The organism is Acinetobacter sp. GW821-FHT01C12 (assembly GCF_059422625.1).
The window spans coordinates 149,500-172,268 of sequence record NZ_JBWKXD010000005.1; the positions used below are offsets into that span (position 1 = coordinate 149,500).

Consider the following 22,769-nt stretch of genomic DNA (forward strand, 5'->3'; position numbering starts at 1 on the left):
GATCACCTTGGTGATTGCGATAGCTTGTTGATGATTGCAATAGCTTGGACTTTGACATGGGTAGAGCGAGGCGTTTTGGTGGTGTATATAAATTAACGTCGACGACTACTATTGCGACTCCGCCCACGAGCCATACCGCCTAAAGCATTCAGTACAGCTAATTTGCTCATACTGCCAGAAGCATGGGCATGGCAAATTGCTGCAGCGAGTGCATCGGCAGCATCTTGTTGGGGTTGGATTGATAAGTTAAGTAACTTCATCACCATCATCTGAACTTGTTCTTTATCCGCAGCGCCATAGCCTACAACAGATTGTTTAATTTGACGGGCCGTATATTCTGCAACTTGTAAGTCTAAATTGACCAACGCTGCAATTGCCGCGCCACGCGCTTGCCCAAGTTTTAAAGCGGAATCAGGGTTTTGTGCCATAAATACTTGCTCTACAGCAGCTTCTGTAGGGCCATGAAACTGAACAATACGTTCAACTCCAGCAAAAATTCGTTTAAGTCGCTCAGGCATTTCTGTTGTTTCAGTGCGAATTGTACCAGCATCAACAAAAGTAAGTTTTTGACCATCTTTTTCAATGATGCCATAACCTGTTAGGCGTGAACCGGGGTCAATTCCAATAATTAAAGGCATAATACTGCTTATCGTAAGTCTTGCTTCAATTATATGATTCTAAAAATGAATTGTAAGTAAAATTTTAACTTAGTTGTATAATCAAAGTACACAACAGTATTATTTCCCTTAAGCACAACGCTAGAGGGCTCATTATTTATAAAATCTTAGTCAATAAATCGCACAAATACATAAAATCGCTGTCAGAACACAAAATTACCCTTTAAAAATTTTTAACTGCCCATATAAATGATAGAAGCAACGAAATTCATTGTTTTTATATGTGAATTTTCAAGCTCACTTTTAATTTATCTTTGAGATGCCTTGTTTCGATGAAACTTTTTCCTATTATTTTAATTGGTACGATTCTTGAAATTGCTGTATGGATTGGTGTAGCCCAATTCATTAGCGGTTGGTACGTATTTTTCTGGTTTATCATTGCTTTTGTAATTGGTTTAAACTTGTTGCGTTCAAGTACCGCAACAATTATGCCGCAATTACAACAAATGCAAATGACAGGAATGATGGGGAATGATCCTGCTATTGCCAAAAAAATGGCGACAGCATTTGCTGGTATTTTGTTGATGATTCCAGGTTTAATCACCGATGTCTTGGCGTTACTGGTTATTCTTCCACCTGTACAGAATGCAATTAAAAATGCAGGTATGAAATATATGGCGAAAAAGCAACAAGCCATGATGAACAATATGATGGGTGGAATGGGGGACATGGGTGGTGCTCAAGGTCAAAACCCATTTGCAGATTTGATGCGTCAAATGCAGGATATGCAAAACCAGCAATCTGGTGGGCAATATCGTGACTCAACCATTATTGATGGTGAAGCGCATGAAGTTGAACCGCAGCATAAACAAATTGAATTGAAAGATGTAAATAAAAAATAAAATGCAGTTTACGATATTGAATAGAATGCCGAATCAATGATTCGGCTTTTTTATGTCTGAAATCAACGGAAGCAAGCATAATTTCTTAAACATATTTTTGATCAAACGATATAATCACTGAGTCACAATTTCTAAGATTCTATTATGTCGATGTTATTGACCATTTGTGCACTACACTTTGTTGCACAGTTGAGTCCTGGTCCAGATGTATTACTTGTTGCTAAAAGCTCAGCATCAACAACACGTGCCAATACTTTAAAAATCATTTTAGGCATCTCTGCTGGTGTGGTGGTATGGGTTGCATTAACCTTGCTCGGTTTTACGGTTTTATTGGAACAATGGCCATGGATTCAACAAGTCTTGATGCTGATCGGAGGCTTGTTCCTTGCCAAAATGGGCTATGCAATGTTAAGAGGCGGCATTGCAACACTTAAACAAAATACCAATTTAGATGGCGTGATAGAGCAGCCCCCTAAAAACTATTTTCTATTGGGCCTTTATACCAATTTAGCTAATCCTAAGATTGTGATTTATTTTAGTAGTGTTTTTTCATTGGCATTAAGTTCAACAGCAGGTGCAAATTTAAAACCGCAGTTGGCAGTGATTATTCCAATACAAACATTTTTAGTTTTCAGTCTGTTGATGATGATCATGTCAATTCCTAAAATTAAACGCATTTATCAAAAATCGGGAAGTTATATCGATATTGTTTCAGGAAGCTTTTTCTTATTATTTGCCATTTTCCTTTGGGTCGATGTCTTGAAAATGTTTTAGTGGTCGGGATGTTGTTGAGGATTTACGGGTTGTTGTTGTGACTGTTGATCATTGCGACTATCGTTTTGATCTTGAGTGGTATAGCGATGTGGATCTAAGGTTTTAATATTATTTTCAGATTGCGTGTATTTACGACTGCGATTTGCACGCTCTCTTAAACCGCCTTTTTTTATCAGCTGTACCAAAATAATCTCCACAACAATATCTTTAACTTTACAGATTATAACTTGAATCAATGTAATACAGAATATTGAATGAATGATCCACAATTTGATAGCTGTTGATTTATAATCACTTATTTTTAGTGTGTGGATTTAAGTTCTTGAATTTATGTAAGAATATATTGAAACAAATTTGTCTTGTCAAAAGATACGAATCATGTACACTAAAAAAAGAAACAGATTTTTTGCATTACATATATGGATATAATTGTAGTGTAATAATTAAAAACAATAATAGCGCCATAAAAGGAGATCTGAATATGATTCTACAATATCATTGTGCTTGTTGTGATGAAGCTGTCAGTTCAACACAAAAAGTTTGTCCAAAATGTGGCTCTCAACATATTAAAAGCCCATATGGATTATGGACGTTTTGTCTGGTTGCTTGTTTGATTGCTGCAGTAACGTTTAAAGTGGGACATATTTATTTGCAAAATCACAATACAGAAACCCCAGCGCAAGTTTCTTTATTGAGTGTATTACAGCCAGATGCTAAATCAGATGGTCAATAATTCGTGTACGTGTAGATGATGGGTTTAATTGTATAAAGATTTGATTTTTTTTGAAGAACAATAAAATTAGATCATGCTAATGATTAAAATAAACAAACCATTAGAGCTGTTTTAAGTTATAAATATCGATAAGATATTTAACATATAGATATTCAGTGGAGTAGAGGAGGAAAAATTTTGAGGTATTCATCCCGATAACATTAATTCAATAAAAAAGCTCGCATTTGCGAGCTTTTTTAGATTTAGATCTTAGGCTAGAATTACAAATTTGCAGAAGCTTTAAGCGCTTCAACTTTATCTGTTTTTTCCCAAGTAAATGCAGTATCTGAACCTTCACGACCAAAATGACCATAAGCAGCGGTTTGCTTATACATTGGTTGAATCAGGTCAAGCATACGGGTGATACCGTATGGACGTAAGTCAAAATGCTCACGAACCAACTGGATAATCAATTCATCAGATACTTTGCTGGTATTAAATGTGTTGATCGAAATCGAAGTCGGCTCAGCAACACCAATTGCATAAGACACTTGAATTTCACATTTATCCGCTAAACCTGCCGCAACAATATTTTTTGCAACATAACGGCCTGCATAAGCAGCAGAACGGTCAACTTTTGATGGGTCTTTACCAGAGAAAGCACCACCACCATGACGCGCCATACCACCGTAAGTATCGACAATAATTTTACGACCAGTTAAACCACAGTCACCCACTGGACCACCAATCACAAATAACCCTGTCGGGTTGATGTGAAATTTAGTACCCGCATGGAACATTTCAGCAGGGATGATTTTTTTCACGATTTCTTCAATCACAGCTTCTTTAAGATTGGCTTGTGAAATTTCAGGATCGTGCTGAGTTGAAAGAACAACTGCATCTAAGCGAACAGGTTTGCCATTTTCGTAGGCAAAGGTTACTTGGCTTTTTGCATCTGGGCGTAACCACGGTAGTGCGCCGTTACGACGTAATTCAGCTTGTTTTTCCATTAAGCGATGCGCATATGAAATCGGTGCTGGCATCAACACATCAGTTTCACGGCTTGCATAACCAAACATTAAACCTTGGTCACCTGCACCTTGGTCTTCTGGTTTCTGACGGTCTACACCTTGTGCAATTTCAGGTGATTGTTTACCCACCATGTTAATCACAGCACAAGTTGAACCATCAAAACCTAAATCGGTATGGTGATAGCCAATTCCATTTACGGTATTGCGGACAATAGTTTCAAAATCGACATTTGCAGTCGTTGTAATTTCACCTGCAAGAACGACTGCACCAGTTTTTACTAATGTTTCGCATGCAACCCTAGCGTATGGGTCTTCTTTTAAGATTGCATCCAAGATAGCGTCACTGATTTGGTCAGCCATTTTATCTGGATGGCCTTCGCTCACAGATTCCGAAGTAAAAACAGCATACTCGCGCATGAAAGTCCTATCACAGTAATTTATAAAGACGCAATATGTTACATCGACTTCAGCCTGAGGACTAGCATTACCTGACTAAAATGCATGAATTAAATTCATTTTCATGTGTTTTTAATTGATATGCTCATTAGAAAAATTGATAAAAGATTACGATTGAGTCCTGTTTCTTGAAAAATTTGCAACAGCAGAGCGATTTGCATTCAAGTTAACATGACTTTTTATCGCGTGAAACGCTTTAGCAAGATCTTGTTCTATTGAATAATGATCAGCATGAAATTTTCAAAATTTAGACTGAATCGGATGGTGCAAGAATATCCGAATGTAACTGCATCGCTTAAACATAATCAAATTTGTTTTGCTGATGTTGAGATGTTCGATGTGAATAAGAAAAAAGACCGTTTTTAACGTTGATTTAAGACTATTCGGTATATTTTTTAATTAATTTGCAACCTAAGCGGATAAATATAGACTTAAGTCTTTACCCTGATCGCTTTTTTTAAGACAATACATCCCAGTTTTTGAATTTTCTATTCATCTTCCTATATTTTAATTTATTGGACTCTGATTTATGACAACCCCGCTGAATGAACGTCGTATAGCTAACGCAATTCGTGTATTGGCTATGGATGCTGTGCAAAAAGCTAATTCTGGACATCCAGGTGCTCCAATGGGGATGGCAGATATCGCTGATGTCGTATGGCGTGAATTTTTAAACCATAATCCAAGCAACCCACAATGGGCAAACCGCGACCGTTTTGTATTATCAAATGGTCATGGTTCAATGTTGCAATATGCTTTGCTTCATTTAACTGGTTATGATCTTTCTATTGAAGATATTAAACAATTCCGCCAATTACATTCTAAAACTCCTGGTCACCCAGAATTAGGTTATGCACCAGGGATTGAAACGACAACAGGTCCACTTGGTCAAGGTGTTGCCAATGCTGTAGGTTTTGCACTTGCTGAGAAAACTTTAGCGGCACAATTTAATAAAGAAGATATTCAAGTTGTAGATCACTTCACTTACTGTTTCTTGGGTGATGGTTGCTTAATGGAAGGTATTTCCCATGAAGCATGTTCACTTGCTGGAACATTAGGTCTTGGAAAACTCGTTGTTTATTATGATGACAACGGTATTTCTATTGATGGTGAAGTAGAAGGTTGGTTCTCTGACGATACAGAAGAGCGCTTTAAAGCTTATGGTTGGCAAGTACTTCGTGCAGACGGTCATGATGCAGATGCAATTCGTGCTGCAACAGTTGCTGCGCGTGCAGAAAGCTCGAAACCAACTTTGATTATCTGTAAAACGATTATTGGTTTAGGTTCGCCAAACAAACAAGGTAAAGAAGATTGCCACGGTGCACCACTAGGTAATGATGAAATTACATTAACTCGTGAAGCATTGGGTTGGAAAGAAGAGCCGTTTGTTATTCCTGCTGATGTCTATACCGCTTGGGATGCAAAAGCAAAGGGTTCAGCTTCAGAAGCTGCTTGGAATGACGTTTTTGCAAGCTATGCTGCAAAATACCCAACAGAAGCGGCTGAGTTAAAACGCCGTGTGAATGGTGACTTGCCTGCAGAATTTTTGGCACAAGCGGATGCTTATATTGCTGAAGTGAATGCCAAAAGTGAAACCATTGCAACACGTAAAGCAAGCCAAAATGCGATTCAAGCATTTGCACCTTTACTACCTGAAATTTTAGGTGGTTCTGCTGACTTGGCTGGTTCAAACCTTACACTTTGGAATGGTGCGAAAGGGGTTGAGTCTGATCCTGCGGGTAACTACGTACATTATGGTGTGCGTGAGTTTGGTATGACTGCAATTGCCAATGGTGTAGCATTGCATGGTGGTTTCATTCCTTATGTAGCAACCTTCCTTATGTTTATGGAATATGCTCGTAATGCAGTTCGTATGTCTGCATTGATGAAACAACGTGTGATCCATGTTTATACTCATGACTCAATTGGTCTAGGTGAAGATGGTCCAACGCATCAACCTGTTGAGCAAATTGCTTCTTTACGCGGTACGCCAAATTTAAATACATGGCGTCCATGTGACACAGTTGAAGCGTCTATTTCTTGGAAATCTGCTTTAACACGTAACGAAGGTCCTACAGCGTTAATTTTCTCTCGTCAAAACTTACCATTCCAAACACGTACTCAAGCTCAGATTGAGAATGTTGTGAAAGGTGGTTATGTATTGGCTGAAGAAAAAGGCGAATTAAAAGCGATCATTATTGCGACTGGTTCAGAAGTTTCATTGGCGATGGAAGCATATGCACAACTTGACGGTGTACGTGTAGTGTCTATGCCATGTGCGGAAGAATTTGTGAAGCAAGATGCTGCATATCGTGAAGCGGTATTACCATCAAATATCCGTGCACGTGTTGCAGTTGAAGCTGGACATGTAGATTACTGGTGGAAATTTGTAGGTCTAGACGGCAAAGTTATTGGTATGTCGACTTATGGTGAGTCTGCACCAGCCAAAGATTTGTTCCAATTCTTTGGTATTACCACTGAAGCTGTTGTTGGCGCTGTAAAAGAATTAACTGCTTAATTCTTGCATCGTTTTAAATATGGAAACGCCCCGAGAGGGGCGTTTTTTATTGCTCTGCATTCACTTTTTTAAAATAAAAATAGAATACATGTGTTTAAAGTTATTTTTCTTCTAATAAATATGAAGGTTAACCTTAAGCTATCGAAAATAGATCAGCATTATTTAATTGAGTGGAAAGTGCTTTGATTAAAAACACCATCATCGATAACGATTAGGCGGTGTTTATTTTCCTTACTGGTTTTTTACGTGGTGTGCTGAAACTAAATTATGATGATCATCACGAATAGTAAAAGATATAGAGCTTCCTAGTGAGAGTGAGCATAGGGAAAGCGTGATAAGTCAGTTTGAGCTTGATAAACTAACTCTTCAATTGAGTGATAAATTAAAAAAATTGAATGTTTTTATAAATGATATTAATCAAAAATTAGAAACAGTGTGTCATTCATTTTAGTTTTGTTGACATGTGTCAACATGTGGTCATATAATTTATTTAGAATAGGTGTAACCATGGATAAGCATCCTAATAAGCATATTCGTGAAGCAATCGAATATGTAATTGAAAATGGGTGGGATGTTGTGGAATCAGGTAAATCATCACATGCATTTTGTAGACTGCGTTGCATAGCAGGGCATACGGAGCATCAAATGAGTGTATGGAGTACGCCTAGAAATCCAGAGAATCATGCAAAGCAAATTATTCGTAATGTTAACCAATGCAATGGAGAGTGAACAATGAATACTTATCACTTTACAATTGTGATTCGTGATGCACGTCCAAATATAGAAAATTTAGAAGATAAATTATTTGAAGCTGGTTGTGATGATGCTTTGATCTGTAGTTCAAATAGTACTGTTTATTTGGAATTTGATCGCGAAGCGAGCAGTGCTGCTGAGGCGATTAATTCTGCATTTGAAAACATTCAATCAGCAGGGTTTAACCAATTAGTTTTGGAAGAGAATGGGGTTGCCTCATTATCTGAAATGGCTGAGCGTGCAGGGTTAAGTCGCCAAGCTCTATCACTATATGCATTAAATAAACGAGGTGATGGTTTGTTTCCTACACCAATATATGGCGTATCTACTAAATCTCCTTTGTGGTCATGGCCAGAAGTAGCAACTTGGCTTTTTAAACAAGGCAAGCTTGCTAAAGATCAATATGATGTTGCCCAAGTAAAAGCTTTTTTATCTTGATCAAGGCATAGGCATATTCTTTTCGAGTGGACAAGGTTATGGTAATCCACTAGATATTAAGTTCACTTTTTAGTGGGCTTTTTGCTTTTTTATCGTATAAAAATATCTCCAATAATAAGGAGCTAAAGTGTTTATAGATTTAAAAATAGTGTAAGTCTTAGCAATCAGTTTTATTTTAGCCGAATATATTGGGGTACAAACCCCCGCTCAACTCTAGATGTTGGTGGGGGGGATTATTTTATAAATTTAATATGGATTAAAATAACATTGAGCTATTAATTGTGCTCGATATGGACCAGCTAAATGTCCTGAATGAGAACCTGTTAATGGTAATGTTTCATATGCAATTTGATTTAACTGACTTGGATTTAAATTAAGGTTTTTAAGTTGTTTTATTGCTTTACAGTCAGCATCAATTTCAGGATTCATACCAGGTGGTTGAAAGTTGGTTGCATGGACGCATTCATGTGCGAGCCAAAACACTTGCATTAATGGAGAAAAATTATTCATTACATTTGGGTTTAGAACAATTTGTGGTGGATAATTTTTTGCCATGCCGACATCAGGTAGATTTGGATTTAAATAGATAGGTACGAGTTGCCCATTGTTTAGTGAACAAGTCCAAGGTTGTCCAAGAAGGTTTAGTGAATAATAAGGGTTGCTACGTGCGGATGTGGTGAGCAAGAAGATTAAACTAATAAGGATAGAGATTATTGACACAATTTTAATTTTATTCATGATTATAATCCTTTAAGTATTATGGTTAAATATTACTCCATTTTTATTTAAAGTCATTAATAATTATAGAATTTAAGTAATTGTTTTTATGGGAAATAACATGCCAAATTGTCCCTAGCTCACTTAAAACGAAATCAAGAACAAGGTGTAGAAGCTGTTTATAAAAGCTCGCATTTGGATCGACAAACTGCAAGTTGGTTAATGAACAAAAAAAAGTCTATCAACTATGCAGATCCATGTTTTTTTAATTCTTTAGAATTATGGTTGGATTGATGGGGGGATATTAAGTGCTATATTTAAATATAAGTTTCTGAATTATAAAGTATAAAAACTCTCTATTTAACACATTTTTATTTTATGAAATTTGTTTGTAAATTAAGTAAATTTTAGTGGCAGTTTTTTGCAATAGGTATATAGTTGTGCCATTCATTGGGTATTCATGAAACATAGTGATACATATCCCAGAAGTGAGGAAAATATGAGCCTTTATGAACAAATTAGTGATGAAATTACCTTGATGGACGCAGGTGAGCAAAAATGGATTGGGCAAGATTTGCCACTTGAATCTATGGTTGCCGTTGAGTTGCTGTTACAAGATTTTCAAGAAGACAAGTTGATTAAGATCCGCCGTAAAAACCATGAAAAACAATCTGGTTTAAAGCAAGTCGATCGTGTCTTGGTTGAGAAGTTATAAGTTTAAAAGCCCCGAAAGGGGCTTTGATTTTTATCGTTTGTAATTTTAAGAATTAATCTTCATCTAAATTAACAGCTGAAAAAAATGATAATTATAGAATCTATTTTTGAAAATATAAAAGATCAGCAAATGAATACTGCACAAGAACAATATTCCATAAAACTAAAAGAGTTGATTGCACAAGGTTATAAAATTTTTTCTGTATATAGTCTTGATAAAATGCAAGCTTTAGATGCCTGTATGTGTGGTGGTTGTTCTTTTGAGGAAGATCATATTTATTTGAAAAATACACCATTGCAACGAATTGAGATTGGTATTTTCAACAATTATGTAAATGCAGCATATTCAAATCAAACACCGCTATGCGAGTTCAAATATTTTTTACCATTGTTTTTAGATTTTTTAGTGCAAGGAACCAATAATTTTGTATCAGAAAATTATTTCTTTCAGCGCATAAGTGCTTATAGCTTAGGGGACTGGACTATTGGGGAATTAACCTTTTTACAGCAATTTGCAGAAACTTATATTCATTATCATTTATATCAAGAAGAGAATGCTGAATTTAAATATATAGAAAATTTTTTGGATATGTTTCAGTCTTATTTGTTTGATACAGAAAAATTGTCAAATCTCTGTTTAAATCATCCCTCAGCATATAGCCTAATTGACTATGCAACGCAAAAAGTGAATAGCGGTTATGATGAATATGAACAAGCAGATGAATTAAGTCTTACTTCTGAACGTGTTAGAAAAATCTTATTGCACTGGAAAAATGACGAGTCTATCCGCCAGCATTTCATAGATTGTTATAACGTTTTTAAATACCAAGGTTATACTTTTAATCAAGGAAATGCTAACTGGGTCAGAAAATGGATAGAGGGCATTGAGCGGGGTATTTATTAATAAGAATACCTGATCCTCTTGTTAAAAAATGAGGGAATTCTTATTCAATACCCAACTCTGTCTGAATTTGGATATTTGAAGTCAATAATTTATGAACAGGGCAGCTTTCTGCAACTTTAAGCAGTCGTTTATGTTGCTCCTCGGTGAAATCACCTTTAAGAACAATTTTCCTTGAAATATTATTTTGACCTGCTTCAGGGTCACCCTCAGGATTTAAAGCTAAATCTAATTGAACATGTTCAATTTTAAGCCCTTTATGATTTGCATACATTTCTAGGGTGACCACAGTACAAGCGCCTAGTGCTGATAATAAAATTTGAATTGGATTCGGTGCAGTATCTTGACCACCTTTATCGCTAGGTTCATCGGCATACCATGTATGTCCTTGTGGATTGGTGAGTGTTACACGATAAGCTGTTTGTGTACTTTGTGCTTGAGCAATATTTGCCATAAAACATTCGTCAGATAAAAAAGACCAGTACTATAAATATAAAATTTCCGTAAAATGGTCTAGTGTAATTTATTGCTTTATAAATTTTAGCTTTGAATTTAGCCTATGGTCTATGCTTTGCTTAATTAGATTGTAAAAAATTAAATAATGATAAAACAATGCCTTATATTGATTTTTAAGGTTTTGATCAAGTTTTAAAAATGGTTATTATAGAATCGTTGCATATATGCAACATATCGTATTATCAATAACAATGAATTTATACGGGAAGTGTATAAACTAATATCCATTCGATAGCGAGAATATAAAGATGAACTTTAAAGCATTAACATTGGGTTTAGCCGTAGCATCAGTAGCAACTTTCAGCATGGCAAAACCTGTAGATTACAAAATTGATCCAACGCATACTGCAACAGTATTTACTTGGAATCATTTCGGTTTTTCAACTCCTTCAGCAAACTTCAGTGACATCCAAGGTACGATCTCTGTTGATAATGCAAAACCAGCAGACTCATCTGTCAATGTAACTATTCCATTGTCTAGTTTAAATACCAATGTTGCAGCATTAGATGAACATTTAAAAAATGCAGATTTCTTTGATGCTGCAAAGTATCCAAACATCACTTTTAAAAGTACGAAAGTTCAAGCTTTAGGTAAAAACAAATACAAAATCACAGGTAACTTAACTGTGAAAGATGTGACTAAACCTGTTGTTTTAGATGCTGTTTTAAACAAACAAGGTGAGCATCCAATGACTAAAGCACAGTCAATTGGTTTCAATGCAACAACATCATTTAATCGTTCAGCATTTGGTGTTGGAGCATATGTCCCAAATGTAGGTGATAAAATCACTGTAAATATTACAACAGAAGCTTCTGTAGCGAAGTAATATTGAAATAGATTAAAGGCCTATAAAGTTAGTTTAACTTTATAGGCCTTTTTTATCGTCTATTCCTTATTCAATTTAAGATACTTAAATAATCATTACTCACTATGATTTGCTCTAGAGGCAAAATCAGCTATTTTTCAGTCGTTGCAATTCTTTTATATTTTTAAATTTTTTCTAACATTAGCATGATACTGCTTATATAAAATGCTAGACAATTTCCTGCTGGGAAACTAACGACTATTTCGAACTGCTCTAGAAAAACGACGGTCATCTGTGTAGTTAATGGTCGGTGCAAAAAAACCAGTCTTAAAGTCGACATTCCATGCCTTATATTTGTAGCCTATAGGTTTCCATGGGGATAATGAACTTGACCAATATTTACCATTAGATGGGGTATTGGGAAAAATATGAGTATCTAATGTAGGGCTAGTTGAATCATCAGCACAGTTAGTCGGAGCTTTTTGCCCATAAGGTAATTTTTTCATTTCAAGTTCATGATCTTGTCCATATTGTCTCCGCTCTTGTTCTGGCAATTGTATTTGTCCTATTTTCCTCCAGCCAGTACTACATTTGCGAATTGTTATTAATTCTTTTATTTGGGGAACACGCCAGTTATTTTTACCTTCAAATCCACCATTTTTATTCATTTGATCAAGATAATCTTGTGCATCTTCCCAGTTTTTAAATTCCAAAGGATCACCCTTACAAGTTGAGCCTGTCCATAATTGCCCAATTGAACAACGCATCCAGATTAGACCTGTTGCAGGGTCACGCCATTGCCCAGATTTGCTTAATTGCTCATCCGTTTCTGCGTAAACACTCATAGCGCTTGTTGAAACTATTAATAGCAAGGATGCTGGAATTAAGCTTTTACGCTGCTCAATACAAAGTTTAAATTGGTTAAAGATATTCATTTTGTCTTATTGCTTAAGGAATAGTTCTCTGTAATTTACTTTTACTTCCCTCCAAAGTAAATGTAGAAAAGACCGAATTCCGTATTATCGTTGCCTTGATATATTTTAAAACTACATTGGTGAATATTGAGCAATGGTAAAGTGGATGATGTCTATATCTGTTTTAACTAGGCTTTTTATCACCTAGTTATAAGTTGAATCGATTTAATCAGTACGGATATCTAAATATTCAATATAACCAGTACCTTCAACTGCACGACCCTTGAATGTACCTTTGTATTTATAGCTCCCTGCATAGCCTCCCGCCATACCATATCGAAAATCAGCATTTGTTCGCCCATCAATATGGATTAACGGGTTTCCATTATCATCATTCACGCTCCATGAAAAGGTACGAGCTAAGCGCATTGATAAACCATTCGGGGTTATAACGCGCTGAGCTTCAAATGTATGGACATTAAAATTAAATCCATTTGAATGAATACTGCCATGATCATCTGTAGAACGAATATATACTCGACGTTGCAATACCAGATTTAATGGACCAAGGACTTCTACAAGTAGGACTTGAGTTTTCTCATCGATATTTAAAATATGATAAGTAAAATAATTGATATATAAGTTTACATCTACTGCACGAGCATATTCATAAGTACAAAGACCCTGAACCTTGGTTTTTTTACCTTGATATTCAAGAAATCCTTCATATGTACATAATAATGCCCAGTGATCATATAAACCCAATGACATTTGTGCAAAATGGGCAATTTTATCAGTCGCACGAATCTTTAAATCAAAATTGAAATCATGACCTTCACGATGCGCATGAAAATTTGGATATGTACCTTCGAGTAACACGTCACGACCAAAACTTAAAGATGAACCATTGCTTTCCAATACACAGTCATTTTCTACACTATAGCCATTAAAATGTTCTTTTGTACCTACTGTGGTACCGATCAATACATTTGCAGTATCAAGCGCAGTAGTTTGGATCAAATGTTGATTCCGAAAAATTTTTACACGAGGCTGGCCAACTACAATTAATAGATTCAAAAAATTAAATGGTGCTTCAAGATTCGGAATCATAACCCCATAATGAACGCAAGAATACTTTCCTTTTGGTGTATGCGTTGGCGTATTCACATCAAAAGGTCTTCCGTTGATTGTCTCTGAACGATCGATAAAATGATGTAAAAACTTTGGTGCAACAATGTGTTTGGGGAATAATCGTTTCATCAAAATGATCCTTAATACTTTATTTGTTAAAATTTACAGTTCTAATGAGATGCCCTGACGAGTACTTTTTATATCCAATGCACTCTTAGAGGTAATTTTAAGATATGATTTCGCAAATATTTTCTGTGATGTCTTGTTTAGGATTATTTCAAAATTTTGAGGTAGTTTTATTCCTAAGGGATTGCTTTCTTTAATCGAAAGCTCAGTAAAAACACGTGTTCCCATAATATAATCAAACCACGGACGTGTAACACACCAATTGGCATTTTGATTACTTGCCATATGATGATCATAGTGCCAAGGGATTCGTTTACGCGCATATTCGGGGTCTAGATGAGATTTTGCATGTACTCGCCAATAATTCCAAATCCCATAATATAAGCCAGCAGTAAAAAATGGTGCAATGGGTAAAAATACAGTTGAAACTGCGGCTAAACCTAACAATGCGGTTTTTTCATTATAAATTTCTGCATTTTTAAACATAGATTCACGATATCCTTCATCATGAAACAGATCTGTTCTGGCACGTTTATGATGTGCTATATGTGTGAAGAAAGGGCTATTACGGTGTTTACTTGGAAACTCATGCAACCATACCTTATGTGCATACCATTCAAATCCATTCGCAACTAAAAGGCCAATTGGAAAACCTAACATCTCTGATCCTATTCAATTGAGAAATAACCATCAGTGTAGAAAAGAACAGCTCATTTTTTTTGACCGAAAAGCTAACTCGTTAAATGTCATTAGAATCAAGTTATAGCTAAAAACTTATTTTTGCTTGCGCTGGCGATAATGGGATGGCGTTTCATTTGTCCAACGTTTAAAGGCACGTGAAAAGGCGGAAGGCTCAGAAAAACCAAGTAAATATACAACTTGATCTATGCTTATATTGGGATTCATCAACAGCTTTTTTGCCATTTTTTCACGATAAGTTGCCAAAACTTTTTCAAAAGTCGTGTTAACTTCTTTAAGATCTGCACGAAGTTTTCGGGGCTGTAGTCCTAAATGTTGGGCAATTAATTTTAAATCTAATTGACCTGATTCTAATAAACCGGAGCTGAGTAAGTTTTCTATATCATTAATCAAATAATATTTATCGACAACTTTTACCTGCTGTTTAGCGACATTCTCATGTATTTTTAATAGCATTGGTTCAGCCGATGCTGAAGCTAAACTCAATATTTCCGCATCAAAAATTATACAGCCGTATTGCATACCTAAACGAGTCGGGCATTTCCAGATACGTTGATATTCATCTAAACTCGCGCCTTCTTGGTAAGGCAACCATATTTCTTTGGGATAAAAATGATTGTTACTGATATAGTTTAAAAAATTAAGCATAACGCTTATGGCGCATTCTAGATAATGACGAACTGGGTGCTGAAGATTCGTGATCATTGCATTTTGATTTTCAATGTGTAAATGAGCCACAAAAGCATCGGTAAAAATTTTCTGATAACGTAATGCTCTTTGTAAGCCGTCCCCAAATGTAGGGCTACTCATAAAAATGTATTCTAATATTTCGCCTCTAAAAATCGGGAAATGTTCACCTACATGAAGTCCGATATCCTGATCAGCACTGATTTCTTCAGCTATTTCCCAAAAGCGTTGTTGGGTCGAATTATCTCGCCGAATGGTTTTGTCAGGTGGTTGTTCAGATAATCTTATTTGTGAAAATATCCGATTTGCGTCCAAATTCATTTTATTTAGGGTGTGATATGTTAACCAGAGGAAAACACCAGAATCACTAGATTTGCTTTGATCCATAAATCAAAAATACCGATTTCAACAGATACAATTAATATTTGTAGATCAGGCTACAAAAGTATAAAAGTCATCAAAATTTAAGCTTGTTTTATCATCTTAGAGAAAGCCATTTGACTGTTCAATGTCATTGCGTGCTAATTTTAATTATTGTTCTACAATCTAATTTAGCTATTCAGCAAATACGCCTAACAACCTTTTTAAAAAGTCTTTTATTTATGAGCAGCCTTTTCAACTAGTCGCTTAAAACTAGGGCATTGCAAATGCGATGGTGCTGGGCAGTCACCTACGTGGCGAAGTATGTCACGGAGTGCGATCAATTTATGAATTTGAAGATCAATCTCATCAGCTTTTTGGTGAATAACACTTGGGGAAAGATCAAGTGCACCACGACTATCGAACATTGCTGCGATTTCTTTAAGTGAAAAGCCTGCTGATTTTCCCATTGAAATCAAAGTGAGTCGTAACAGAACTTCAGAAGAGAATTGTCTACGTAATCCATGCCGAGAAATTGAGAAAATCAAACCGATTTCTTCGTAATAGCGTAGTGCCGAAGGTTTAATTCCACTTTTTGCTGAAACTTCACCAATATCAAGAAATTTCATACTTGACCTCAAGTCAACTTGAATTAGTAGTATGTGATTAAACACCACTGCTGACAAGAGCGCAACATGACAGAGCAGACAGAATCATTAACATTGACAAACAAGACCCAAACTGGAATCACCATCACTTTGGCGTTATCCATGTTATTGGCATCGTTGGGAACAAGCATTGTCAATATCGCATTACCCACACTTGCTGAGGTATTTTCACTGCCATTTATTCAAGTACAGGCTGTTGTAATTGGATATCTGATCTCATTGACGATCACGGTTGTGATTGCTGGACGCTTAGGTGATCGATATGGATGTAAGTCTATGCTGATCGTTGGACTGCTTATATTCAGTTTGGCTTCACTGCTATGTAGTGTTGCACCCAGCTTATGGATATTGGTTGCTGCACGATCATTTCAAGGAATAGGTGCGGCATTCTTAATGACACTTGCAATGGCACTTACACGTCAGACCGTCAGTAAATCACAGTTGGGAAGAGCAATGGGAATGCTTGGAACAATATCTGCTTTAGGTACAGCACTTGGACCAGTGTTGGGCGGGTTTCTGATTGTCGTGAGCGGTTGGCAAAGCATTTTTGGATTACAGTTTATACTTGCGAGTATCGCAATTATTCTGGCTTGGGTACTGCTGCCTAATGATTACATTAAAAAACAAATTCCTGCGCTAACTTCTTTGCAAACAGACCAGAACATAACACCAAACCTTATGGTTAATTTGTTGGTTGCAGCTGTTATGATGACCACACTTGTCATTGGACCTTTTTATCTCAGTCTTGGTCTAAACTTGGATCAAATACAAGTGGGTTTGATTATGGGGATTGGGCCAGTGGTTGCTATCTTAAGTGGGATTCCATCGGGTCGACTTGTCGATCGTTGGGGCAGTCGCTATATCGTCATTACAGGGTTAATTTTTCTGATTATCGGTAGCTCGATGCTCGCTATCTTACCGAAATTGATAGGTATAAGTGGCTATATTATGCCGATCATTATTTTGACTTCGGGTTATCAGCTGTTTCAGGCAGCCAACAATACCATGACCTTGGCGGATGTTCCCAAAGCTCGACAAGGGATGGTATCAGGACTTCTTAGCTTATCTCGTAATATGGGCTTAATTATCGGGGCTTCTGTGATGGGAGCTATTTTTTCATTCGGTGTTGGCACAAATCAGCTCAATCAGGCAACGGCTTTAGCAATCATTGATGGGATGCAATTTACCTTTATCTGTGCTGGAGCATTGATGGTTGTGGGGTTGCTCATCAGTTGTGTCTCATTTCGTAGATAATAATATTTGATCAGAAGGGCTTGCAGTGCAATCGTATAAAATGAGCTAGATTCAACAAGCCCTCAAAAAGAGGGCTTTTAAGTTTTTATTTTTGTTTGGTTTCAATTAAATCACTTAAATCATACCCTAAGCTTTTAGCATAATTTAAATATTCTTCAGTCGTGGCTGGATCAAGCTGTTGAGATCGACTGAGTAACCATAAATATTTCTTATTCGGTGTGCCAATCAATGCAACTTGATAATTTTCATCTAGCTTTAAAATCCAATAATCACCACGCCCTACAGGTAACCAACGAAGTGCTTTTGGTAAAAAACTCACTTTTAATTTGGAGTTTGTAGGCGCGTTTTGTACATATGCTTCGCCAATTGATTGTTGAAGCTTGCCATTTTTATCGTAACAACGATTATCCACTTTGATTGAGCCATTTTCATTTAAGGAATAATCAGCAGTAACGTTATAATCACATTTCTTTTGAAAATACATTGGTTTGCGTGCAATTTCATGCCAAGTACCCAGATACCTCTTTAAATCTACATTTTTAACGGTTTGAATCTTTTCATTTCCTGCATAAGCAAATGCCGCAACACTCAGTAATGCTATTCCACCGACGAGCGTAAATATTTTAAACTTGTTGTTCATGACATAGCCCTATATTTAAGTATTTAATATATATATTCATTATGTCGCGCCCGATGCGGGGATATTGTAATTTTGCTTACAAGTCATGTAGTTTTTTCATGTAAAAATCCCTTCTAAGCAGTCCAAGTTGTCTTTTTCTTGCGATAATTTCATCATGTTGGTAGGGCAGTATTTCAACCAATTGATCAACAGTTAAATGATTGTTTTCAATCAGTAAGCAATCTTGATCTGTTGACCAAGCAGAGGATAACAATTGTTTTCTGTTTGGCTTATTTCTAGGGGGCATGGATTAAGTTCTTTACACCTTGATGGCTGATAATCAATAAAACTACGAGTGATTGAATTTTAACGCTCTGCACTTTGAGTGAATCAGATTCGATCTGTTTATATCAAATTTTGATTTTGTTACTTAATCAAGATTTTAATACGTACTTTAGCAAAACTCAAATTTTAATTGTTATCGACAAATTGAGCGGGTGATAAAAATAGTTTATGCTCAGTTTAATCAAAGAACAATGAAGCAGATTTATGAAAAAAATAACAATGGTAATGGTAATGTTGCTGATGCTTACAGGCTGTATTACACCAAATCCTCATAGTTTGGTATTGATGCAGCAAGAAAAACAAATTGAAGTCATGCATGAGCAATTGGATAATGAAAATACCAGTAATGAGGTAAATAGAGCATTATTATGTGGTGAATATGAGCGTGTCTATAAAAATGAATACCTGCCTGCTTTAATGAAATTAGACAAATCTATGGGACAAGAAAAACCTAAACAGTATTATTTGGATGAATTAAATAACACCATTACTCAATATTTAGAACTGAAAAAAATAACCTGTTAAGGCTTTTTAGTTGGTTCAGTATTTATGCTAAGTTTCTTCCATTTTCTGATTTGAACTCTAAAATTGGTAAAAGGGGCGACAGTGTTGATATGAATCCATTTATACAGTGGCCAGTTGGCAGGTGTGGTTGCCCATTTACGTTGATTTATTTTAAATAGTTCTTCATCTGTTAGATTTTCAATCCAGTCTGTGACTTCTTTGACTCGTTTAGACAATAACTGAGTATTTTCTTTTAATGAATACTGGGCATAAGTTTGATAAAAATTTTGATATAGACTTGCTAAGTTATTCCATTTATAGCCTTCTTTTGGCATTGAAACGGGGAAACCTGTAAGTTCTTTACTTTCCCATTCTAATAATAAATTTACCCATCCCAATTGATAGGCTAAGTTTTGGGCAGGGGTTTTATCTACAGCCGCAACTTTATGATCTTTTAAGTCTTCGGATATTTCTTCAAATTCTGTTAAATATTGCTTTAATGAATTATTGATTGCAACAATCAGTTCCTGTTTAGATTGGTAGGTTTTCATCTATTCAATATTCTCAAAATAAATACAATACTGTTTATATTTAATGCATGTTTAGATCTAATTTATTTTAACGATGACAATGATGGAGCAACTCATTACCGTAGTGAATATACAGTAATGAGTCTGAAATTTATGCCAATAGAAAATCAGTCATTCCAGAAGGCTTGTCTATTGTTTATATTCCGCAGCGATTATTCAAAATTATTTAGTAGCAGCTTGCTCATCGCCTTGTGCACTTCTAAACAACTTCCATTCATCAACCACTGTTCCATTTGGAAGCTTACAATATCCTACTTCATTTCCTAAAGCATCTTTTTTAATCTGAGACTCTCCTCCCATTTTTTGACAATACACACTTGCAGGATTGGCCATGCCAAGCGGTTTAGCATTTTGATTATTTACTTCAGGGGTAGAGCAGGCAGAAAGAAGTGTAGTCATGAGCACAGAAGCGCCAATATATATTTTATTCATTGCAAACAAAGTCTTGGTTTTAAAGTATGCAGTATAAATAAATCAGCAAGCTTTTATGTATCTACTCTGTATAATCCTGTAGCTCAAACATAATGATCAGGTATGATTTAGTGTAAAATATTAAGTTTGATTAAATAATTTTGTGTGAGAATAAAGAATATCTTTTTAATGTAAATGCTATGGTCAGTTAAATATAATAATCAGTTAAATATAAGTAATGCAGTATTCATATTATATTTCGAGCAACGCCGTATTAATGGGTGAAGAGTAAATACGTTATAAAAAGCACGAAACAGAAAAGTCTATTTCATGCTGATATAGATAAATAGATTATACATTTAAGTGTTTGATAAAATGCTCTAAAACCAGTGGTGATTTTAATTCAAGATTTGCTGCATATTTTTCATTTTCAGATCGTAAATGAGGAATATTTAAGCCAGCTTTGCGTAATTCACACGTATGACCAATCAACCATTTTTCCATATCGTCTGCCGCAACTTCCACATGGAATTGTAACGCCAAGATATTTTGTCCAACTCTAAACGCCTGATTTGTATAAATTGCTGAACTGGCAAGTAATTCAGCCTGTACAGGTAAGTCAAAGGTATCACCATGCCAATGTAAAACTTCGGTATTAACGAGTGGTAATAAGGGATTATTTTGAGCTAGATTTAGCTTCAATTGACTCCAGCCAATTTCTTTTTGATGGCCTGCATAAACCTTTGCGCCCAAAGCATGTGCAATCAATTGTGCACCTAAGCAAATGCCAATTGTTGGTAAATTCTTGGCTAAACGCTGTTTAAGATAAGCGATTTCATCATTTAAAAAGGGATAGTCTTCAGTTTCATAAACACCAATTGGGCCACCTAGAATGATGACTAGACCTTCAAATTCAAAAGCTTGCTTTAAATCATCCATACCCGCTTCAAAATAACGTATGCGATAGCCCAAATCATAAAAAGTGTCTTCAAGAATACCTAAATCTTCAAATGCTAAATGTTGAATGGCATAGATTGTCTTCGGCAAAGCGTGTGTGGAGGAAGTCATGGTTTTATAATGATTTAACGAGAATATTGCTAATTTATACTAGATTGTATTGGGTTGAAAACTAAATTTATGCTGTGATTTGCAACATAGAATAAATACAGTGTTTGCTTGATTCCAAAATGGTCAATTTAACCGAATTATCAGAAACACTTCTTGCTATCAGTATAGCACCCACCAGTTGACATAAGACGCCCCAAGCTTTTTCTTCACTCCCAAGGCGTTGAGTAAATAGGGCATGACCGCGTTGTAATTCTTGTTGATAGCATTGTTTAATCTCCTCATCAGAACGTGCGACTTCTGTAGCGAGTGTTGGCAATACACAACCATAATCTGGATGTTCAACATGCGAGAGGGTTAAGTAACGATTGAGTTCAAATTCAATCCATAACTCAGCCTGCTCATGGGGATTGTTTTGCCACATCTGAATGCTATTTTTGAGTTCGTTTTCAACCAATGCTTTAAACAAATCCTGCTTGGAAGAAAAATGTGAATAGAATGCACCACTGGTCACACCAGCAGCTTTCATAAAGCCATCTACACCGGTTGCAGCAAAACCATCTTTTTTAGCAAGCTGTCCACTGATTTTTAATAGCTCTTTTCTTTTTTCTTCTTTATAGCCAGATTTGTATCGCATATTTTCCTCGATCAAATTTTTTCTTGACGCTCTAGTTAAACTATAACATAGTAATCGTTATAATAACGATCGTTATGCAAAAAGGGAAGCATGATATGCAAGATGAAATAACAACATCAAATCAGAAGGTTGCATTGATTATTGGAGCAGGTGATGCAACAGGTGGCGCAATTGCGAAACGTTTTGCCAAAGGGGGATATATTAGTTGTATGACCCGTCGCAATGCTGACAAGTTACAACCACTGATTGATGAGATTGAACAGGCAGGTGGAACAGCATATGGTTTTGCATCTGATGCTCGAAAAGAACAGCAAGTTATACAATTGATCGAAGAAATTGAAAGCAACATTGGCGAAATAGAGGTACTGGTTTTTAATATCGGTGCCAATGTTCCATGTAGCATACTTGAAGAAACAGCGCGTAAATATTTTAAAATATGGGAAATGGCGTGTTTTTCTGCTTTTTTAACTGGTCGTGAAGTGGCGAAACGAATGGTAAGCCGACAACGCGGGACATTGATCTTTACTGGCGCGACTGCTGGTCTACGTGGTGCTGCTTATTTTTCAGCATTTGCAGGGGCAAAGCATGCACTTAGAGCTTTGGCACAGAGTATGGCGCGTGAACTTGGTCCACAGAATATTCATGTGGCTCATGTGGTAGTTGATGGTGCAATTGATACAGATTTTATTAAAAACAGTTTTCCTCATCTTTATGAGAAAAAAGATCAAGATGGTATTTTAAATCCTGAACATATTGCTGAAAATTATTGGCATCTTGCCCAGCAACCACGTGATGCATGGACACATGAGCTAGATTTACGTCCTTGGATGGAAAAATGGTAAGTCACTTTATATTAGTAAGTTGGTTTGTATGAGTAGGTTAATATAGCTAGATGACTTATCTC

Annotated in this window: 29 protein-coding genes; 13 read left to right on the top strand and 16 right to left on the bottom strand. The window is 36.0% G+C overall.

From position 1 onward, the window contains the following. Positions 1 to 92 precede the first annotated feature (92 nt). Positions 93 to 638, bottom strand: a complete 546-nt coding sequence (gene ruvC, locus AC07WY_RS13965; protein WP_004719459.1) for a crossover junction endodeoxyribonuclease RuvC — start codon at positions 636 to 638, stop codon at positions 93 to 95. Positions 639 to 949: 311 nt separating this feature from the next. On the opposite strand from ruvC, the gene AC07WY_RS13970 reads away from it, so the two are divergent. Next, on the top strand, positions 950 to 1,519 hold the full coding sequence (locus AC07WY_RS13970) for an FxsA family protein (RefSeq protein ID WP_034616867.1): 570 nt from the start codon (positions 950 to 952) through the stop codon (positions 1,517 to 1,519). A 144-nt stretch (positions 1,520 to 1,663) separates the two neighbouring features. Further along, on the top strand, positions 1,664 to 2,293 hold the full coding sequence (locus tag AC07WY_RS13975; RefSeq protein WP_056512737.1) for a LysE family transporter: 630 nt from the start codon (positions 1,664 to 1,666) through the stop codon (positions 2,291 to 2,293). Here AC07WY_RS13975 and AC07WY_RS13980 read toward each other — a convergent pair. Then, entirely contained in the window at positions 2,290 to 2,478 is a 189-nt protein-coding gene (locus AC07WY_RS13980; protein ID WP_016539348.1) for a hypothetical protein, read from the bottom strand. The genes AC07WY_RS13975 and AC07WY_RS13980 overlap by 4 nt on opposite strands. A gap of 296 nt (positions 2,479 to 2,774) precedes the next feature. Between AC07WY_RS13980 and AC07WY_RS13985 the strand changes: the two genes are divergently transcribed. Then, entirely contained in the window at positions 2,775 to 3,026 is a 252-nt protein-coding gene (locus AC07WY_RS13985; RefSeq protein WP_004822342.1) for a hypothetical protein, read from the top strand. A gap of 260 nt (positions 3,027 to 3,286) precedes the next feature. On the opposite strand, the gene metK is transcribed toward AC07WY_RS13985, so the two are convergent. Then, positions 3,287 to 4,453, bottom strand: a complete 1,167-nt coding sequence (metK, locus tag AC07WY_RS13990; RefSeq protein ID WP_494736537.1) for a methionine adenosyltransferase — start codon at positions 4,451 to 4,453, stop codon at positions 3,287 to 3,289. A 270-nt stretch (positions 4,454 to 4,723) separates the two neighbouring features. Between metK and AC07WY_RS13995 the strand changes: the two genes are divergently transcribed. The 4 genes from AC07WY_RS13995 (at position 4,724) to AC07WY_RS14010 (ending at position 8,201) form a co-directional block, all read left to right on the top strand. Further along, a complete protein-coding gene (locus AC07WY_RS13995; protein ID WP_262086376.1) occupies positions 4,724 to 4,858 on the top strand; it encodes a hypothetical protein in 135 nt (44 codons plus the stop codon). Positions 4,859 to 5,021: 163 nt separating this feature from the next. After that, complete coding sequence (gene tkt / locus AC07WY_RS14000) at positions 5,022 to 7,010, top strand: transketolase (RefSeq protein ID WP_494736538.1); 1,989 nt, start codon at positions 5,022 to 5,024, stop codon at positions 7,008 to 7,010. Positions 7,011 to 7,517: 507 nt separating this feature from the next. Further along, on the top strand, positions 7,518 to 7,739 hold the full coding sequence (locus AC07WY_RS14005; RefSeq protein ID WP_494736539.1) for a hypothetical protein: 222 nt from the start codon (positions 7,518 to 7,520) through the stop codon (positions 7,737 to 7,739). 3 nt (positions 7,740 to 7,742) lie between these two features. Next, a complete protein-coding gene (locus tag AC07WY_RS14010) occupies positions 7,743 to 8,201 on the top strand; it encodes an XRE family transcriptional regulator (RefSeq protein WP_494736540.1) in 459 nt (152 codons plus the stop codon). A gap of 246 nt (positions 8,202 to 8,447) precedes the next feature. Here AC07WY_RS14010 and AC07WY_RS14015 read toward each other — a convergent pair whose 3' ends face one another. Beyond that, positions 8,448 to 8,939 (bottom strand): hypothetical protein, encoded by a 492-nt coding sequence (locus AC07WY_RS14015; protein ID WP_494736541.1) that lies wholly within the window; start codon positions 8,937 to 8,939, stop codon positions 8,448 to 8,450. A gap of 478 nt (positions 8,940 to 9,417) precedes the next feature. Here AC07WY_RS14015 and AC07WY_RS14020 point away from each other — a divergent pair, with 478 nt between their 5' ends. Both AC07WY_RS14020 and AC07WY_RS14025 read left to right on the top strand, forming a co-directional pair. Beyond that, positions 9,418 to 9,633 carry a hypothetical protein gene (locus AC07WY_RS14020; protein WP_004719469.1) on the top strand — a complete coding sequence of 72 codons (216 nt, stop codon included), beginning with the start codon at positions 9,418 to 9,420 and terminating at the stop codon, positions 9,631 to 9,633. Positions 9,634 to 9,762: 129 nt separating this feature from the next. Beyond that, positions 9,763 to 10,536 carry a hypothetical protein gene (locus AC07WY_RS14025; protein WP_494736542.1) on the top strand — a complete coding sequence of 258 codons (774 nt, stop codon included), beginning with the start codon at positions 9,763 to 9,765 and terminating at the stop codon, positions 10,534 to 10,536. Between the two features lie 40 nt (positions 10,537 to 10,576). Here the strand turns inward: AC07WY_RS14025 and AC07WY_RS14030 are convergent, their stop codons facing one another. Next, positions 10,577 to 10,987 carry an OsmC family protein gene (locus AC07WY_RS14030; RefSeq protein ID WP_494736543.1) on the bottom strand — a complete coding sequence of 137 codons (411 nt, stop codon included), beginning with the start codon at positions 10,985 to 10,987 and terminating at the stop codon, positions 10,577 to 10,579. Between the two features lie 310 nt (positions 10,988 to 11,297). On the opposite strand from AC07WY_RS14030, the gene AC07WY_RS14035 reads away from it, so the two are divergent. Then, entirely contained in the window at positions 11,298 to 11,876 is a 579-nt protein-coding gene (locus tag AC07WY_RS14035) for a YceI family protein (RefSeq protein WP_004719471.1), read from the top strand. A 230-nt stretch (positions 11,877 to 12,106) separates the two neighbouring features. Here AC07WY_RS14035 and AC07WY_RS14040 read toward each other — a convergent pair whose 3' ends face one another. From AC07WY_RS14040 to AC07WY_RS14060, 5 genes are all read right to left on the bottom strand, one after another. Then, on the bottom strand, positions 12,107 to 12,790 hold the full coding sequence (locus AC07WY_RS14040; RefSeq protein ID WP_494736544.1) for an Lcl C-terminal domain-containing protein: 684 nt from the start codon (positions 12,788 to 12,790) through the stop codon (positions 12,107 to 12,109). A 204-nt stretch (positions 12,791 to 12,994) separates the two neighbouring features. Continuing rightward, on the bottom strand, positions 12,995 to 14,029 hold the full coding sequence (locus AC07WY_RS14045; RefSeq protein WP_494736545.1) for a DUF6670 family protein: 1,035 nt from the start codon (positions 14,027 to 14,029) through the stop codon (positions 12,995 to 12,997). A 33-nt stretch (positions 14,030 to 14,062) separates the two neighbouring features. Next, a complete protein-coding gene (locus AC07WY_RS14050; RefSeq protein WP_303577732.1) occupies positions 14,063 to 14,686 on the bottom strand; it encodes a sterol desaturase family protein in 624 nt (207 codons plus the stop codon). A gap of 114 nt (positions 14,687 to 14,800) precedes the next feature. After that, positions 14,801 to 15,799, bottom strand: coding sequence for an AraC family transcriptional regulator (locus AC07WY_RS14055; RefSeq protein WP_494736546.1), 999 nt, complete (start codon positions 15,797 to 15,799; stop codon positions 14,801 to 14,803). A 209-nt stretch (positions 15,800 to 16,008) separates the two neighbouring features. Beyond that, entirely contained in the window at positions 16,009 to 16,401 is a 393-nt protein-coding gene (locus AC07WY_RS14060) for a helix-turn-helix domain-containing protein (protein ID WP_239045428.1), read from the bottom strand. 66 nt (positions 16,402 to 16,467) lie between these two features. Between AC07WY_RS14060 and AC07WY_RS14065 the strand changes: the two genes are divergently transcribed. Further along, entirely contained in the window at positions 16,468 to 17,694 is a 1,227-nt protein-coding gene (locus AC07WY_RS14065) for an MFS transporter (RefSeq protein ID WP_494736547.1), read from the top strand. An 85-nt stretch (positions 17,695 to 17,779) separates the two neighbouring features. Here the strand turns inward: AC07WY_RS14065 and AC07WY_RS14070 are convergent, their stop codons facing one another. Next, positions 17,780 to 18,334 carry a lipocalin family protein gene (locus AC07WY_RS14070; RefSeq protein ID WP_419335786.1) on the bottom strand — a complete coding sequence of 185 codons (555 nt, stop codon included), beginning with the start codon at positions 18,332 to 18,334 and terminating at the stop codon, positions 17,780 to 17,782. 76 nt (positions 18,335 to 18,410) lie between these two features. After that, positions 18,411 to 18,620 (bottom strand): acyl-CoA thioesterase, encoded by a 210-nt coding sequence (locus AC07WY_RS14075; RefSeq protein WP_419335785.1) that lies wholly within the window; start codon positions 18,618 to 18,620, stop codon positions 18,411 to 18,413. Between the two features lie 269 nt (positions 18,621 to 18,889). Between AC07WY_RS14075 and AC07WY_RS14080 the strand changes: the two genes are divergently transcribed. Next, complete coding sequence (locus AC07WY_RS14080) at positions 18,890 to 19,183, top strand: hypothetical protein (RefSeq protein WP_494736548.1); 294 nt, start codon at positions 18,890 to 18,892, stop codon at positions 19,181 to 19,183. Here the strand turns inward: AC07WY_RS14080 and AC07WY_RS14085 are convergent. The 4 genes from AC07WY_RS14085 to AC07WY_RS14100 all read right to left on the bottom strand — a co-directional run bounded on the left by AC07WY_RS14085 (position 19,180) and on the right by AC07WY_RS14100 (position 21,865). Continuing rightward, a complete protein-coding gene (locus AC07WY_RS14085; protein WP_419335783.1) occupies positions 19,180 to 19,713 on the bottom strand; it encodes a ClbS/DfsB family four-helix bundle protein in 534 nt (177 codons plus the stop codon). The genes AC07WY_RS14080 and AC07WY_RS14085 overlap by 4 nt on opposite strands. Positions 19,714 to 19,914: 201 nt before the next feature. Next, entirely contained in the window at positions 19,915 to 20,151 is a 237-nt protein-coding gene (locus AC07WY_RS14090; protein WP_245349895.1) for a putative hemolysin, read from the bottom strand. A gap of 363 nt (positions 20,152 to 20,514) precedes the next feature. Further along, complete coding sequence (locus AC07WY_RS14095; RefSeq protein WP_209828594.1) at positions 20,515 to 21,231, bottom strand: glutamine amidotransferase; 717 nt, start codon at positions 21,229 to 21,231, stop codon at positions 20,515 to 20,517. A 67-nt stretch (positions 21,232 to 21,298) separates the two neighbouring features. Next, positions 21,299 to 21,865, bottom strand: coding sequence for a TetR/AcrR family transcriptional regulator (locus AC07WY_RS14100; RefSeq protein ID WP_262086366.1), 567 nt, complete (start codon positions 21,863 to 21,865; stop codon positions 21,299 to 21,301). A 95-nt stretch (positions 21,866 to 21,960) separates the two neighbouring features. On the opposite strand from AC07WY_RS14100, the gene AC07WY_RS14105 reads away from it, so the two are divergent. Beyond that, positions 21,961 to 22,707 carry an SDR family oxidoreductase gene (locus AC07WY_RS14105; protein WP_004719501.1) on the top strand — a complete coding sequence of 249 codons (747 nt, stop codon included), beginning with the start codon at positions 21,961 to 21,963 and terminating at the stop codon, positions 22,705 to 22,707. Positions 22,708 to 22,769 lie beyond the last annotated feature (62 nt).